The 14996-nt window shown below is 68.5% G+C and carries 14 protein-coding genes; 5 read left to right on the top strand and 9 right to left on the bottom strand.

What is annotated here, in order from left to right:
- Positions 1–26 precede the first annotated feature (26 nt).
- Both LV82_RS07415 and LV82_RS07410 read left to right on the top strand, forming a co-directional pair.
- Entirely contained in the window at positions 27–608 is a 582-nt protein-coding gene (locus LV82_RS07415) for a glutathione peroxidase (RefSeq protein WP_211289177.1), read from the top strand.
- Entirely contained in the window at positions 605–1054 is a 450-nt protein-coding gene (locus LV82_RS07410; RefSeq protein ID WP_170063379.1) for a DUF3429 domain-containing protein, read from the top strand. Before LV82_RS07415 ends, LV82_RS07410 begins: the two co-directional genes overlap by 4 nt.
- Here LV82_RS07410 and LV82_RS07405 read toward each other — a convergent pair.
- The 8 genes from LV82_RS07405 to LV82_RS07375 all read right to left on the bottom strand — a co-directional run bounded on the left by LV82_RS07405 (position 1004) and on the right by LV82_RS07375 (position 9183).
- The gene (locus LV82_RS07405; RefSeq protein WP_211289187.1) at positions 1004–1186 is read right to left on the bottom strand and encodes a DUF2256 domain-containing protein; all 183 of its coding nucleotides are present in this window, start codon (positions 1184–1186) and stop codon (positions 1004–1006) included. The two genes, LV82_RS07410 and LV82_RS07405, sit on opposite strands and share 51 nt — an antisense overlap.
- Before the next feature lie 2 nt (positions 1187–1188).
- Positions 1189–1347 carry a hypothetical protein gene (locus LV82_RS14885; RefSeq protein ID WP_170063378.1) on the bottom strand — a complete coding sequence of 53 codons (159 nt, stop codon included), beginning with the start codon at positions 1345–1347 and terminating at the stop codon, positions 1189–1191.
- Between the two features lie 34 nt (positions 1348–1381).
- On the bottom strand, positions 1382–1879 hold the full coding sequence (locus tag LV82_RS07400; protein ID WP_104070399.1) for a fasciclin domain-containing protein: 498 nt from the start codon (positions 1877–1879) through the stop codon (positions 1382–1384).
- A 61-nt stretch (positions 1880–1940) separates the two neighbouring features.
- Positions 1941–2816, bottom strand: coding sequence for a universal stress protein (locus LV82_RS07395; RefSeq protein WP_104070397.1), 876 nt, complete (start codon positions 2814–2816; stop codon positions 1941–1943).
- Positions 2817–2832: 16 nt separating this feature from the next.
- Positions 2833–4323 (bottom strand): SulP family inorganic anion transporter, encoded by a 1491-nt coding sequence (locus tag LV82_RS07390; RefSeq protein ID WP_104070796.1) that lies wholly within the window; start codon positions 4321–4323, stop codon positions 2833–2835.
- A 233-nt stretch (positions 4324–4556) separates the two neighbouring features.
- Complete coding sequence (locus LV82_RS07385) at positions 4557–6116, bottom strand: alanine/glycine:cation symporter family protein (protein ID WP_104070395.1); 1560 nt, start codon at positions 6114–6116, stop codon at positions 4557–4559.
- Between the two features lie 23 nt (positions 6117–6139).
- Positions 6140–6574, bottom strand: a complete 435-nt coding sequence (locus tag LV82_RS07380) for a universal stress protein (RefSeq protein WP_104070394.1) — start codon at positions 6572–6574, stop codon at positions 6140–6142.
- 215 nt (positions 6575–6789) lie between these two features.
- Positions 6790–9183, bottom strand: coding sequence for a Tex family protein (locus tag LV82_RS07375; RefSeq protein WP_170063377.1), 2394 nt, complete (start codon positions 9181–9183; stop codon positions 6790–6792).
- A 161-nt stretch (positions 9184–9344) separates the two neighbouring features.
- Here LV82_RS07375 and LV82_RS07370 point away from each other — a divergent pair, with 161 nt between their 5' ends.
- Positions 9345–10193: an EamA family transporter gene (locus tag LV82_RS07370; protein WP_104070792.1), complete on the top strand. Its 849-nt coding sequence runs from the start codon at positions 9345–9347 to the stop codon at positions 10191–10193.
- A gap of 73 nt (positions 10194–10266) precedes the next feature.
- Positions 10267–11673 (top strand): aldehyde dehydrogenase family protein, encoded by a 1407-nt coding sequence (locus LV82_RS07365; protein WP_211289176.1) that lies wholly within the window; start codon positions 10267–10269, stop codon positions 11671–11673.
- Between the two features lie 60 nt (positions 11674–11733).
- On the opposite strand, the gene katG is transcribed toward LV82_RS07365, so the two are convergent.
- Positions 11734–13923, bottom strand: a complete 2190-nt coding sequence (katG, locus tag LV82_RS07360; protein ID WP_104070392.1) for a catalase/peroxidase HPI — start codon at positions 13921–13923, stop codon at positions 11734–11736.
- Between the two features lie 146 nt (positions 13924–14069).
- Here katG and LV82_RS07355 point away from each other — a divergent pair, with 146 nt between their 5' ends.
- Entirely contained in the window at positions 14070–14996 is a 927-nt protein-coding gene (locus tag LV82_RS07355) for a hydrogen peroxide-inducible genes activator (RefSeq protein ID WP_104070390.1), read from the top strand.

Raw genomic sequence — 14996 nt, 5'->3', positions numbered from 1 at the left:
AAATCGGACAAAGGGGAGCAAACGCCATGCCACGAATGTCCAGGCCCGAAATCGCCGCAACCACCCGCCGGGGAACGATCGTGTTGATCGTCTCGGCCTGTGCGCTGACCGCGATGCCCGCGCGGGCCGAAACCGCCTGGGATTTCGGCTTCGAGGCGCTCGAGGGCGGCCCCCTGCCGATGGAGCAGTTCCGCGGCAAGGTGGTTCTGGTCGTCAACACCGCGTCGTTCTGCGGCTTCACCCCGCAATATCGCGATCTGGTCCAGGTCTGGACCGATTACCGCGCCCGGGGGCTGGTGGTGCTTGGCGTGCCCTCGGACGATTTCGCGCAGGAATATGACGAGGCCGGCAAGATCAAGGAATTCTGCGAACTGACCTATGGCGTCGATTTCCCGATGACCGCGCCGGTCCATGTGCGCGGCACGCGGGCGCATCCGTTCTTTCAATGGGCGCGCGCCGAAACGGGCGAATCCGTGCGCTGGAACTTCAACAAGTACCTGATCGGCCGGGACGGGCGCGTGATCGCCTGGATGCCAAGTCGTCTGAAACCCACCGACGAACGCGCCCGCGCCCTGATCGAACGGGCGCTGGCACAGGGTGCGGCATGAGCCGGCGGATGCAGGCGGGCCGATCCGCGACGCTTCTGGGCCTTCTGGGCCTTGTGCCCTTTGCCGGTCTGACGCTTATCGTGTGGGTATCGGGCCCGTCCTATGACCGGCTCCTGGCGATGCAGGCGCTTGTCGCATGGGGAACGGTGATCCTGGGCTTCATGGCCGGGGCCCGCTGGGCGATGATCCTTCTGTCCGATGCGGCGCCGTCCCTGGGCCGGCTGGCCGCGGTGGGGATCGTTCCCCCGACCATCGGGCTGATCGCCCCGCTGCTGGAACCGCGCATCGGCCTTGGCCTGCTGGCCGTGGCGCTTGCGGGGCTGCTGGTCTTCGAGCTTTCCACCGTCTCGCGGGCCGAAGCGCCCCCTTGGTATCCGCGCCTGCGCCTGTTCCTGTCATCGGGCGCGATCGCCTGCCTGATCGTGGCCATCATCGTGGGCGGCTGACCGGCGCTGCGCGCGGCAGCGCTCGGAACAATACCGCACCTCGTCCCAGACCCGGGCCCATTTCCGGCGCCACGCAAAGGGGCGCCCGCAGATCGCGCAGGTCTTGACGGGCAGATTGCCCTTGCGGCGCATCTTCATGGCGTCTCTGGCGGGAAAAGCGGCATCTGGCGCGCATCCGCCCGGCCAGGTGCATCGCGCAGCACGGCCACGCTTTCGCGCCAGACGCGGAAGAGGCGGCCCGAGACATCCTCGGGCCGCCCACAGCCGGGTTCGATGAACGTGAGTGGCGGCACCGGCCCGGCCCTGTCCGCCCCGCGACGCCGCCGATCACATCGGCGGCATGATCACCGAGTCGATGACATGGATGACGCCGTTCGAGGCCTCGATATCGGCCTGCACGATGTTGGCGTCATTCACCTTGGCGCCGCCCATCAGGCTGATCGTGACGTCCGAACCCTGCACCGTGGCGGCCTTCATGCCGTCCTGCAGATCGCCCGACATCACCTTGCCCGGCACGACGTGGTAGGTCAGGATCGCCACCAGCGTGTCCTTGTTCTCGGGTTTCAGAAGGTTCTCGACCGTGCCCTCGGGCAGCTTGGCAAAGGCCTCGTCGGTGGGCGCAAAGACGGTGAACGGGCCGGGCCCCTTCAGCGTATCGACCAGCCCCGCGGCCTGAACGGCGGCAACCAGCGTGTTGAAGCTGCCCGCCGCGACGGCGGTATCGACGATGTCCTTGGACGCCATGTGGCCATCGGCCATCACGCAGCCGGCCGCGCCGACGATGCCAAGGGCGGTGGTGGCGGCAATGAAGGTTCTGCGAAGCATGGTGATCTCTCCCTGTTGATCCGTTCTGGTGCGGTGATTACGGACCGTCGGGCGGTTCGGATCACTCTTTGACGGATTCGCGGAACAGCAGGACCGAAACGCGGCAGGTGCGGATCATCTCGGTGGTGGTCGAGCCGATGAACAGGCTGCGCAGCCGCGAATGGGCATAGGCCCCCATGACCAGCATGTCGAACTGCGCCTCCTCGACCAGACGGCCCAGAACCTGCGCGGGCTCGCCCTGCAGGACCGAGGCGCTGGCCTCGATCCCCGCGCCGGCCAGCCGGGCCTCGGCGGACTCCAGCCAGTTGCGCGCGCGCTCGGCGGGCTGGCCCACGGTGACGACATGCGCCTTCAGACCGCGAAAGGCCGGGCTGTTGGCGACATGCTCGACCGCGATGCGGGCCGAGGCGCCGCCGTCATGGGCGATCAGCACCTTTTCGATCGGGCGGAAGGCGCGCGCGGTCACCAGAACGGGGCGGTGGCTGGCGCGCACGATGCGTTCCAGGTTCGACCCCAGATGCATCCGCGCGAAATCCGCCGCCTCGCCGCGCTTGCCGATCATCAGGACGCGCGCCTGCGCCTCCAGCTCGGGCAGGACTTCCAGCAGATCGCCATGCAGCAGCCGGGCGGTGACGGGCACGCCCGCCCGTTCGACAATGGCGCGCGCGTCGTCCAGGATCGCGCGGCCCCGTTCGGCCGCCAGCCGCGCGCGGCGCGCGTCCAGCTCGGCCAGCTCCTCCATCAGCGCGCTGCGCGCGCCCAGCCGGATCGCGCCCGACAGGTCGGCCTGTTCGGGCGCCTCGCGCCGGCCCAGAACGTGGATCAGCTCGACCGGCGCACCGGTGCGCCCGGCCAGCCATGACGCGTGTTCGCAGACGCTGGCCGAATAGATCGATCCATCGACCAGCGCGACGATGCGTTTGGTTGTGTCGTTCATGTCCTGCCCCTTCGCCTCAATGCGCCATCAGGCGATCCATCGCGCCCGGCTTGTCATGCACGGCCAGCCGGTCCACCAGTGTGGCCGAGGCCTCGTTCATGCCGCGCAGCTCGACCTCGGCGCCCTCGCGGCGGAATTTCAGCACCGCCATGTCCAGCGCCTGGACCGAGGAGATGTCCCAGATATGCGCATTGCTGACATCGATGATGACGCGTTCGGGCACTTCGCGGAAGTCCAGCGCGTTCATGAAATCCTCGACCGAGGCATAGAAAAGCTGGCCCTCGACGACGTAGTGCCGCACCCGCCCGTCGGCCGAGACGGTCGAGCGCACGCGGAACAGCTGGGCGATCTTGGCGGCAAAGAAGATGCCCGACAGAAGCACGCCCACCAGCACGCCGATCGCCAGGTTGTGGCTCCAGACCACCACCGCCACCGTGGCCAGCATCACGATCGAGGACGACCGCGGATGGGTCCGCAGCGCCTTGATCGACGACCACGAGAACGTGCCGATCGACACCATGATCATGATCGCCACCAGCGCGGGCATCGGGATGCGCCCGACCCAGTCGCCCAGGAAGACCACCAGCACCAGCAGCCCCACCCCCGCGACAAAGGTGGACATCCGCCCCCGCCCGCCGGATTTGACGTTGATGATCGACTGGCCGATCATCGCACAGCCCGCCATGCCGCCGATGAAGCCGGTGGCGAAATTGGCAACCCCCTGGCCCACGCATTCCTGGTTGCGGTCGCTGCGCGTGTCGGTCAGTTCATCGACGATGTTCTGGGTCATCAGGCTTTCCAGCAGGCCCACCACCGCCACCGCCACCGAATAGGGGAAGATGATCGCCAGCGTCTGGAAGTTCAGCGGCACGTCCGGCAACAGGAAGACCGGCAGCGTATCGGGCAGCGCGCCCATGTCGGCGACGGTGCGCACCTCCCAGCCGGTCAGCTGGGTCAGCGCGGTCAGCACGATGATCGTCACCAGCGGCGACGGCACCGCGCGTGTCAGGCGCGGGAACAGATAGATGATCGCCAGCCCCAGCGCGACCAGCGCATAGGTCAGCGGCGGCACGCGCGTGGGGTCCAGCTCGGGCAGCTGGGCGATGAAGATCAGGATCGCCAGCGCGTTCACGAAACCCGTCATGACCGAGCGCGAGACATAGCGCATCACGAAGCCCAGCCGCAAAAGCCCCGCGCCCACCTGCAGGATGCCTGCCAGGATCGTCGCGGCCAGCAGGTATTCCAGCCCGTGATCGCGCACCAGCGACACCATCAGCACCGCCGTCGCCGCCGTCGCGGCCGAGATCATGCCCGGCCGCCCGCCGACAAAGGCCGTGATGACCGCGATGGAAAAGCTGGCATACAGCCCCACCTTCGGGTCCACGCCCGCGATGATCGAAAAGGCGATCGCCTCGGGGATCAGGGCCAGCGCCACGACCAGACCCGCCAACAGGTCGGCGCGCAGATTGCCGAACCATTGGTCGCGATAGACATCAATCGAGATCATCCCGAACTTCCCCTTTTCATCACTTGCGGCACCGGCCGACAGGGCGCATCCCCGGTCGGCGGACAAGGCCGGGTCAGAAGCATGGCAACCGCGCCGGCGTCAAGGGCGAAACGGGGCCGCGACGCGGCTTTTCCGCCCGCGCGTGTCGCGCGCACGGCACGAAACACGGCACGAAATCGGGCGGGGACTGGCCCCGCCCGGGTCGCGCGATCGGGTCGCGCGTCTCTGCCGCGTCAGGTGAACTTGCGGATCTCGCCCGAACGCAGGCGGGACAGATAGCCGTTCACCTCGCGCTTGACGATCGGCATCAGGACATACAGCCCGATGATGTTGACCACCGCCATGGCAAAGATCGCCGCGTCCGAAAAGTCGATCACCGGCCCCAGATTGGCCGCCGCGCCGACGATGACAAACAGGCAGAACAGGATCTTGAAGATCAGCTCCTGCTGCTTGCCCTCGCCAAACAGGTAGGTCCAGGCCTTCAACCCGTAATAGGACCACGAGATCATCGTCGAAAACGCGAACAGCACCACCGCCACGACCAGAAGATACGGGAACCACGAAAAGGCCGAGGCAAAGGCCGCCGAGGTCAGGCCCACGCCGGTCGCGCCGGTCGCCGTGACGATGTGGCCGCCCTGATCGACGACATAGCGCCCGGTTTCGGGGTCGATCACCAGCTGGCCGGTAAAGATGATGACCAGCGCCGTCATGGTGCAGATTACCACCGTGTCGATGAAGGGCTCCAGCAGCGACACGAAGCCTTCGGTCACGGGCTCCTTGGTGCGCACGGCCGAATGGGCGATCGCGGCCGATCCCACGCCGGCCTCGTTCGAAAACGCGGCCCGCTTGAAGCCCTGGATCAGCGCGCCCACCGCGCCGCCCGCGATCCCCATGTCGGTGAACGCGCCCCGGAAGATCTGGGTGAAGGCCCAGCCGATATTGCCGATGTTCATTCCGATGATGACCAGCGCCGTGCCGACATAGAGGATGGCCATGAAGGGCACGACCTTTTCGGTCACGCGCGCGATCGACTTGATGCCGCCCACGATCACGATGAAGACGATGAAGGCAAAGACGACCCCCGTGATCCAGCCGGGATAATCGCCGAACACGCCCGCCAGCTGCTGATGCGCCTGGTTGGCCTGGAACATGTTGCCGCCGCCAAAGGCGCCGAAGATGCAGAAGATCGAGAACAGCACCGCAAGGACCCGCCCGCCGGGCACGCCGCGTTCGGCAAAGCCCTTGGTCAGGTAATACATCGGCCCGCCCGAAACCGTGCCGTCCTCGTATTCGTTGCGGTATTTCACGCCCAGCGTGCATTCGGTGAATTTCGAGGCCATGCCCAGAAGACCCGCCAGGATCATCCAGAAGGTCGCGCCCGGCCCCCCGATGCCCACGGCAACCGCCACGCCGGCAATGTTGCCGAGGCCCACCGTGCCCGACAGCGCGGTCGCCAGTGCCTGGAAATGGCTGACCTCGCCCGCATCCCGCGGGTCCGAATAATCGCCGCGCACCAGCGCGATCGAATGGCCCAGCACGCGGAACTGGATGAAGCCGAAATACAGCGTGAAGACCGTCGCCGCGACCACCAGCCAGCCCACGATCCACGGAAAGGACGTGCCCGGGAAGTTCGAGAAGATCAGGCTGACGAACCAGCCGGTGGAATCGGCAAAGATCCGGTTGATCGTGTCGTCCAGCGTCTCGACCTGGGCCCAGGCCGGGGCGGCGGCACACAGCGCAAAGGCAAGGGCCAGGGCACGGGACAAGGCACGGGACCCGAATGAATGTTGCATGTCTTACTTCCCTGTATGTTCCGTTACGGCACGATCGTGCAGGCGACCGGCGAGATCTGGGCAAGCGTCACGGCGACCGAGCCGAACAGCCGCTGCGCCAGACGCGATTCCCCCGTGCGCCCGACAAAGACCTGCCCGGCGCGGGCCTCCTTGGCGATCTGACAGATCGTCTCGGCGACATGGCCATAGCGGACCTCGGCCGAAACCGGAACGCCCGCATCGCCCAGTTCCTTCAGCAGCGGGTCGATCAGCGCGTTCTGCGCGCGCGCCAGCTCCTCGGCGCGGCGCTTGTGGCGCTCGGCGATTTCTTGCGGCGTCAGAAAGGAATAGGGCGACCATTCCAGGACATGGGCAATCACGACCGAAGCGTCGATCAGCCCGGCCTGCCGGATCGCGAAATCGACCGCCCGGCGACTGGCCGCGCTGCCGTCATAGGCCGCAACAAGGATATCCTTCATTCCCGCTGTCCCTTTCCTGTTTCGGCGCAAGGGTCCAGGCCAGCGAAAAGGGCCATCGACCAATACGCGGTGTGGTCAGTCCGTCGGGATCCAAGCGGACAGGATCACCCCGTTGGCCGATTGACGCAAGGGAAATTCCCGGCCGGGCCGATACCCGCCGGGATCGTGTTGCACCCGCGCCCCGCCACGGGGGGCGCAAAGGGGCGTGTCCCTGCTCAGCCGTCCTTGCGCATCGCCGCGCGCAGCGCATCGGCCAGCGCGCCATTGGACAGAGTGTCACTGGCCTGTGGACGGGACCCACGAGGGGCCGCCTTCGCCGGCCCGCCCCTGTCCGGTCCACCCCGGTCCGGTCGGCCCTTCTGCGGCTGGCCCTTCTGTGGCTGGCCCCTGTTCTGCTGATTCGCATCCTGCGCGCCGCCATCCTTGCGCATCGTCAGGCTGATGCGGTTGCGCTTCAGATCGACCTCCAGCACGCGGACGCGGACGATGTCGCCCGGCTTGACCACCTCGTGCGGGTCGCGGACAAAGCGGTCGGCCAGCTGGCTGACATGGACCAGCCCGTCCTGGTGCACGCCGATATCGACGAAGGCGCCGAAGGCGGCGACATTGGTCACGGTGCCTTCCAGCACCATGCCCGGGCGCAGGTCGCGGATCTCCTCGACCCCGTCGGCAAAGGTGGCGGTGCGGAAACTGGGGCGCGGGTCGCGGCCGGGTTTCTCCAGCTCGGCCAGGATGTCGCGGATCGTGGGCAGGCCGAACCGGTCGGTGACGAAATCCTCGGCCCGGATACCCTTCAGCGCGGCCGGATTGCCCATGATTTCGCGGATGTCGCGGCCACAGGCGGCCACGATGCGTCGCGCGACCTCATAGGCCTCGGGGTGGACGGCCGAGGCGTCCAGCGGCTCGTCGCCCTCGCGGATGCGCAGAAAGCCCGCGCATTGCTCGAAGGCCCGCGGCCCCAGCCCCGGCACATCCATCAGCTGCGCGCGCGACCGGAAGGCGCCGTGTGCGTCGCGATGGGCGACGATGGCGCGCGCCAGCGACGGCCCCACGCCCGAGACACGCGCCAGAAGCGGTGCCGAGGCGGTGTTGAGATCCACGCCCACGGCGTTCACGGCATCCTCGACCACCGCGTCCAGTGCCTGCGCCAGCCGGCGCTGGTCCACGTCGTGCTGATACTGGCCCACACCGATGGATCGCGGCTCGATCTTCACCAGCTCGGCCAGCGGGTCCTGCAGGCGGCGGGCGATCGACACCGCCCCGCGCAGCGACACGTCCAGGTCGGGGAATTCCTGCGCCGCCAGTTCCGAGGCCGAATAGACGGACGCCCCGGCCTCGGACACGACCACGGCGCGCGGCCGCGCCACACCCTCGGGCAGGTCGCGCAGGACCTGCGCCACGAAACGCTCGGTCTCGCGGCTGGCGGTGCCGTTACCGATGGCGATCAGCTCGACCCCGTGCGCGCGGACCATGCGCGCGATCTCGGCCGCCGCGCCGCGCGTATCGTTGCGCGGCTGGAACGGATACAGCGTCGCGGTTTCCAGCAGCTTGCCCGTCGCATCGACCACCGCGGCCTTGACGCCGGTGCGGATGCCGGGGTCCAGCCCCAGAACCGGGCGCGGCCCGGCGGGCGCGGCCAGCAGCACGCCGCGCAGGTTGCGGGCAAAGACCTCGATCGCCTCTTCATGGGCGCGGGCGCGCATCTCGGACAACAGGTCCATGTACATCGACAGCGACAGCTTGACCCGCCAGGTCCAGCCGGCGGCCTCGCGCAGCCACAGATCGCCGGGCGCCTCGCCCGCAATGCCGATCTGCGCCGCGATCAGGCCGATGGCGCGGGCCAGCCCCTCGTCCCCGTCGGGGGCGATTTCCAGGCTGACGATCTCTTCCTTGGCCGCGCGCAGGATGGCCAGCGCCCGGTGCGAAGGGATCGTCGCCCATTTCTCGGCATGGTCGAAATAGTCCGAGAACTTGGCCCCGGCCTCTTCCTTGCCCGCGATCACGCGGGCGCGGACCACGGCGTTGTGGCGCATGAAATCACGCATCGCGCCCAGCAGCGCGGCGTTCTCGGCCAGCTCCTCGGCCAGGATGTCGCGCGCGCCCGACAGCGCCTCGCGCACCGTCGGGACGGCCTCGGTCAGATAGGCCTGGGCCAGATCCTCGGGCCGTGCGGCGCGGTCGTCCAGGATCGCGCGCAACAGCGGCTCCAGCCCGTTTTCGCGGGCGATCATCGCGCGCGTGCGTCGCTTGGGCCGGAAGGGCAGATACAGGTCCTCGAGCTCGGCCTTGGACGGGGCCGCGGCGATGGCGCGGGCCAGCTCGTCGGTCAGCTTGCCCTGCTCGGCGACCGATTTGAGGATCGCGGCGCGGCGCGCTTCCAGCTCGCGCAGATAGGCCAGCCTTTCGGCCAGACGGCGCAGCTGCGTGTCGTCCAGCCCGCCCGTCACCTCCTTGCGATAGCGCGCGACGAAGGGCACCGTCGCCCCGCCGTCCAGAAGCCCCGCCGCCGCCACGACCTGTTCGGGGCGCGCGCCGATTTCCTCGGCGATGCTGCGGGCGATGCGCGCCTCTGTCCGGGCCGGGTCGATCTGGGGAAGGGTCGTGGTCACTGCGGGCCTCCTGCGGTCTTGGGAAGGCCGTGATACCGCCGCGCGCGGCCAGCGCCAAGGGGGCCATTCTTGTCAATGCTGACATTTCGCGCCCCTTTTCCCCGGCCGCGATCCGGGCCAGACATGGGAAACGCAACCGCCCCGGGACACGCGCCGCGATGATGACCCTGACCGTATTCCTGGCCGTGCTGGCCGCGGCCTTCCTGCATGCCGGCTGGAACGCGCTGATCAAGGCCGGCCCCAGCAAGCAGACGGCGATGTTCGTCCTGACGACGGGCCATGCCGCGATCGGGCTGGCCGTGGCGGCGCTGCATCCCCTGCCCGCGCCGCAGGTCTGGCCGTGGCTTCTGGGCTCGGCGCTGATCCATACGGCCTATCAGCTGTTCCTGGCCCATGCGCTGGAACAGGGCGATCTCAGCCGTGTCTATCCGATCGCGCGCGGCACCGCGCCGCTGATCGTGCTGGCGGTCAGCCTGGCGCTGCTGCCCGACCGGGTGGCGCCCCTGTCGGTGGCGGGGATCGTCACCCTGGGCGCGGGCATCGCGATCATGGCGCGGGGCGCGCTGCGCCTGGGCGAATCGCGCCGGATGCTGCCCCATGCGCTGGGGGCTGCTGCGGCCACGGCGGGCTATACCCTGACCGACGGGCTGGGCGCGCGCGTCTCGGGCGCGCCGGTGGCCTATGTCGGCTGGCTGATGGTGCTGTCGGCCGTCTTCTTCACCCCCGCCATCGTGGCGCTGAAGGGGCGCGGGGTGCTGCGTACGGGGCGGCGCGGCTGGGCGGTGGGACTGCTGGCCGCGGCGGGGTCGTTCGGGGCCTACGCGATCGCGGTCTGGGCCATGACCCGCGCGCCGATCGCGCTGGTGGGCGCGCTGCGCGAAACCTCGATCCTGTTTGCCGTCCTGATCGGCTGGCTGGCCTTTGGCGAACGGATGGACCGGACCAAGGCACTGGCCGCGGCGCTGATCGTGACCGGGGTCATCCTGACGCGCCTTGCCCCCACGGCATGAGCCGTCGCCGCTTGACGGTATGTCTGGGCGGTCGTCACATTGGCATGCTGACGCCACGGACTGGAAAGACATGATGGACGATCTCTCGACACCGCCCGATTCCGTGCGCCTGCAGGGCCTGTTCGATGCCATGAGAACCGCCGCGCGCGCCCGGCCGGTCGTCGACCTGGCCACGCGGCTGGACCGATTGACGCGGCTGCGCGCGATGGTGCTGACGCATGAACAGGCGCTGGTCGATGCGATCGGGCGCGATTTCGGGCACCGCCCGGCGGCCGACACGCGCATCCTGGACATCGCGCCGCTGCTCAACGCCATCCACCACGCGCGGCGCCGGCTGAAATCCTGGATGCGCCCGCGCCGGCGGCCGGTTTCGTGGCTGTTCCAGCCCGCCCGCGCCTGGATCGAGCCGCGCCCGCTGGGCGTGGTCGGCGTGGTCGCGCCGTGGAACTATCCGCTGTATCTGGCACTGGGGCCGGCGGTGGATGCGCTGGCCGCGGGCAACCGGGTTCTGATCAAGCCCTCGGAACTCTGCCCGGCCTTTTCGGACCTTCTGGCGCGCATCGTGGCCGACAGCTTTGCCCCCGACGAGCTGGCCGTCGTCACCGGCGGGCCGGATCTCGCCGCGCGATTCTGCGCGCTGCCCTTCGATCACCTGGTCTTTACCGGATCGACCGCCGTGGGCCGCAAGGTCGCGCAGGCCGCCGCGCCCAACCTGACGCCCGTGACGCTGGAGCTGGGCGGCAAGTCGCCCGCGATCCTGGCCCCCGATGCCGATCCCGCCCGGGCGGCGCGGTCGATCCTGTTCGGCAAGATCATCAATGCGGGCCAGACCTGCGTCGCGCCCGACTATGTGCTGGCGCCCCGCGACATGCTGCCCGCCCTAACCGACGCCCTGCACGGCCGCGCCCGGGACATCCTGGGCGACGGCCCCTGCCCCACCGCGATCATCAGCGACCGCCACCACGCGCGGCTGATGGGACTGCTGGACGACCTGCCGCCCGGCACGCGGGTCCAGACGATCGGCCGCGACGATCCCGCGACACGGCGCATGGCGCTGCGGCTGGTGATCGACCCAGCCCCCGACAGCGCCCTGATGCGCGAAGAGATCTTCGGCCCGATCCTGCCCGTCCTGCCGGTGGACGACATCGCGCAGGCGCTGGACTTCGTCGCCGGGCGAGACCGGCCGCTGGCGGCCTATGTCTTTGCCCGATCGTCCCGCGCGGCGCGGGCGCATCTGGCGCCGCTGGTCGCGGGCGGGGTCACGATCGGCGGCACGATCCTGCATCTGGCACAGGACGAACTGCCCTTCGGCGGGGTCGGCGCCTCGGGCATGGGCGCCTATCACGGCAGCGCGGGATTCGAACGTTTCTCGCACATGATGCCCGTCTTCGACCCCGGCCCCGTCAACGCGTTTGAACGCATGGGCCCGCGTTTCGGGCGGATGGCCATGGCGGCCTATCGCCTGCTGCGGATGCGGTGAAAAAGGGCCGGCCCCCGTCTGGGGACCGGCCCGGCGCCTGCGTGAGTGGTGGTGGAAACGTCAGGCCTGCAGGTCGTAGCGATCCGCGTTCATCACCTTGGTCCAGGCGGCGACGAAGTCGCGGACGAACTTCTCGCGGTTGTCGTCCTGGGCATACAGCTCGGCATAGGCCCGCAGGATCGAGTTCGAACCGAACACCAGATCCGCCCGGGTCGCGGTGTATTTCACCTGGCCCGTCGCACGGTCGCGGATGTCATAGCTGTTGCGCCCGGTCGGCACCCATTCATAGTTCATGTCGCACAGCGTCACGAAGAAGTCGTTGGTCAGCACGCCCACGCGGTCGGTAAAGACCCCGTGCTTCTGGCCGCCGTAATTGGCGCCCAGCACCCGCAGGCCGCCGACCAGAACCGTCATCTCGGGTCCCGTCAGGCCCATCAGCTGGGCGCGGTCCAGCATCAGCTCTTCGGGGCTGCAGGCATAGTCCTTCTTCATGTAGTTGCGGAACCCGTCGGCGATCGGCTCCAGCAGGTTGAAGCTGTCGATGTCGGTCATCTCCTGCACCGCATCGCCGCGACCGGGGGCAAAGGGCACCTCGACATCGAAGCCCGCCTTGCGGATCGCCTCTTCCAGCGCGACATTGCCCGCCAGCACGATCACGTCGGCGACCGAGGCGCCGGTTTCCGCCGCGATCGGCTCCAGCGCGGCCAGAACGCGGGCCAGACGCTCGGGCTCGTTGGCCTCCCAGTCCTTCTGGGGCGCAAGGCGGATACGCGCGCCATTGGCGCCGCCGCGGTAATCCGACTGGCGGAAGGTGCGCGCCGAATCCCAGGCCGTGGCGATCAGCTCGTGGCCGGGAATGTCCAGCGCGCGGATCTTCGCCTTGACGGCCTCGACGTCGTAATCGGCATTGCCGGCGGGGATCGGGTCCTGCCAGATCAGGTCCTCCTGCGGCACTTCCGGCCCGAACCAGCGCGTCTTGGGCCCCATGTCGCGGTGGGTCAACTTGAACCAGGCCCGCGCGAAGACCTCCGAGAAATACTGCGGGTCCTTGTAGAAGCGCTCGGCGATCTGGCGATAGACCGGATCGACCTTCAGCCCCATGTCGGCATCGGTCATGATCGGGTTGTGCCGGATCGAGGGATCCTCGACATCGACGGGCTTCAGCTCTTCGGGCAGGTTGACCGGCTCCCACTGCCATGCGCCGGCGGGCGATTTCTTCAGCTCCCAGTCATAGTTCAGCAGCAGCTCGAAATAGCCGTTGTCCCAGCGCGTCGGATGCGTGGTCCAGGCACCCTCGATCCCCGAGGTCACCGTGTCGCGCCCGATGCCGCGCGTCTTGCGGTTGATCCAGCCCAGGCCCTGTTCCTCGATCGGGGCGGCCTCGGGCTCGGGGCCCAGATTGGCGGCATCGCCATTGCCGTGGCACTTGCCCACCGTGTGGCCGCCCGCGGTCAGCGCGACGGTTTCCTCGTCGTTCATGCCCATGCGGGCAAAGGTCTCGCGCACCTGCTGGGCGGTCTTCAGCGGATCGGGCTGGCCGTTCACGCCTTCCGGGTTGACGTAGATCAGGCCCATCTGCACCGCCGCCAGCGGGTTTTCCAGCGTGTCGGGCTTGTCCACGGACTCATAGCGGTTGTCCGACGGCGCCAGCCATTCCTTCTCGGCGCCCCAATAGACGTCCTTTTCCGGCTCCCAGATGTCCTCGCGGCCGAAGGCAAAGCCATAGGTCTTCAGCCCCATGGATTCATAGGCCACGGTGCCCGCCAGGATCATCAGGTCGGCCCAGCTGATCTTGTTGCCGTATTTCTTCTTGATCGGCCACAGCAGCCGCCGCGCCTTGTCCAGGTTGGCGTTGTCGGGCCAGGAATTCAGCGGCGCGAAGCGCTGGTTGCCGGTATTGCCGCCGCCCCGGCCATCGGCCGCGCGGTAGGACCCCGCCGCGTGCCAGGCCATGCGGATCATCAGCCCGCCGTAATGGCCCCAGTCCGCCGGCCACCAGGGCTGGCTGTCGGTCATCAGCGCGTGCAGATCGGCCTTCAGCGCGGCCACGTCCAGCTTCTTCAGCTCCTCGCGATAGTTGAAGTCGGGCCCCATCGGGTTCGACTTGGTGTCCTGCTGATGCAGGATGTCCAGGTTCAGCGCATTCGGCCACCACGCCATGACCGAGGACCCGGCCCGCGTGTTCGACCCGTGCATGACGGGGCACTTGCCGCCGCCGGCGCCACCCTTGGGGATGTCGTTTCCGTCCATCGTCGTTCTCCTGTCTTGCCAAGGCGGGGGTCGCCGCCGCGAATGCGGTCGGTCGCGCCCCGCGCCAAAATTCGATGCGCATGGTGTAACAGCCGCGCGTCATAATTGGAAATTGCATTTTCCAACCGATCCGATAGGTTCTTCCTATGACTCGGCTGACCATCAAACATCTGCGCTATTTCGATGCGCTGGCCCGCCACGGCCATTTCGGCCGCGCGGCCGAGGATTGCGCCATCTCGCAGCCCGCCCTGTCGGCCCAGATCAAGGAGCTGGAACAGATCATGGGCGCCAGCCTTGTCGAACGCGGCGCGCGGCAGGCGCATCTGACAGCGCTGGGGGCGGAATTCGTGGCCCGCGCCCGCCCCATCCTGCGCGCGCTGCAAGAGCTGGAATCGCTGGGCCGCGTCGCGCGCGGGCCGCTTTCGGGCCATCTGCGGCTGGGGGTCATTCCCACCATCGCGCCCTATCTGCTGCCCGGCCTGATTCGCGCCGCGACCCGGCGCTGGCCGGATCTGGACATTCGCCCGCGCGAAACCGTGACCAGCCGCCTGATCCGCGACCTGGCCGAGGCCCGGCTGGACGCGGCGATCCTTGCGCTGCCTGTCTCGGAACCCTTCCTGCACGAGGAAGAGCTGTTCACCGAGGATTTCGTTCTGGTCCGCCCCGCGGCGGATGCCGACCGCCCGGTCCCCAGCGCCGAAGGCCTGCGCGAGATGCGGCTTTTGCTGCTGGAAGAGGGGCACTGCTTCCGCGATCAGGCGCTGGAATTCTGTGCCCGCAACGGCCCCGCCCCGCGCGAGCTGATGGAGGGATCATCGCTGGCCACGCTGGTCCAGATGGTGGGCGCGGGGATGGGCGTGACACTGATCCCCGAAATGGCCGTGCCGGTCGAGACCCGCGCGGCCGATGTCGCGCTGGCCCCGCTGGCCCCGCCGCGCCCGCAACGGACCATCGGCATGGTGTGGCGCAAGACCTCGCCGCTGGCGGGGCAGCTTGCCGACCTGGCCGAATGCGTGCGCGAGATCGGCCTTGCCGCGCGGGAAGAGGCGCGCGCCATGATGGCCCCCGGCTGA

Source organism: Albidovulum inexpectatum, from assembly GCF_002927635.1.
GTDB lineage: Bacteria > Pseudomonadota > Alphaproteobacteria > Rhodobacterales > Rhodobacteraceae > Albidovulum > Albidovulum inexpectatum.
The sequence above is the reverse complement of the archived record's forward strand: the minus strand, read 5'-3'. Positions and strand labels throughout refer to the sequence as shown.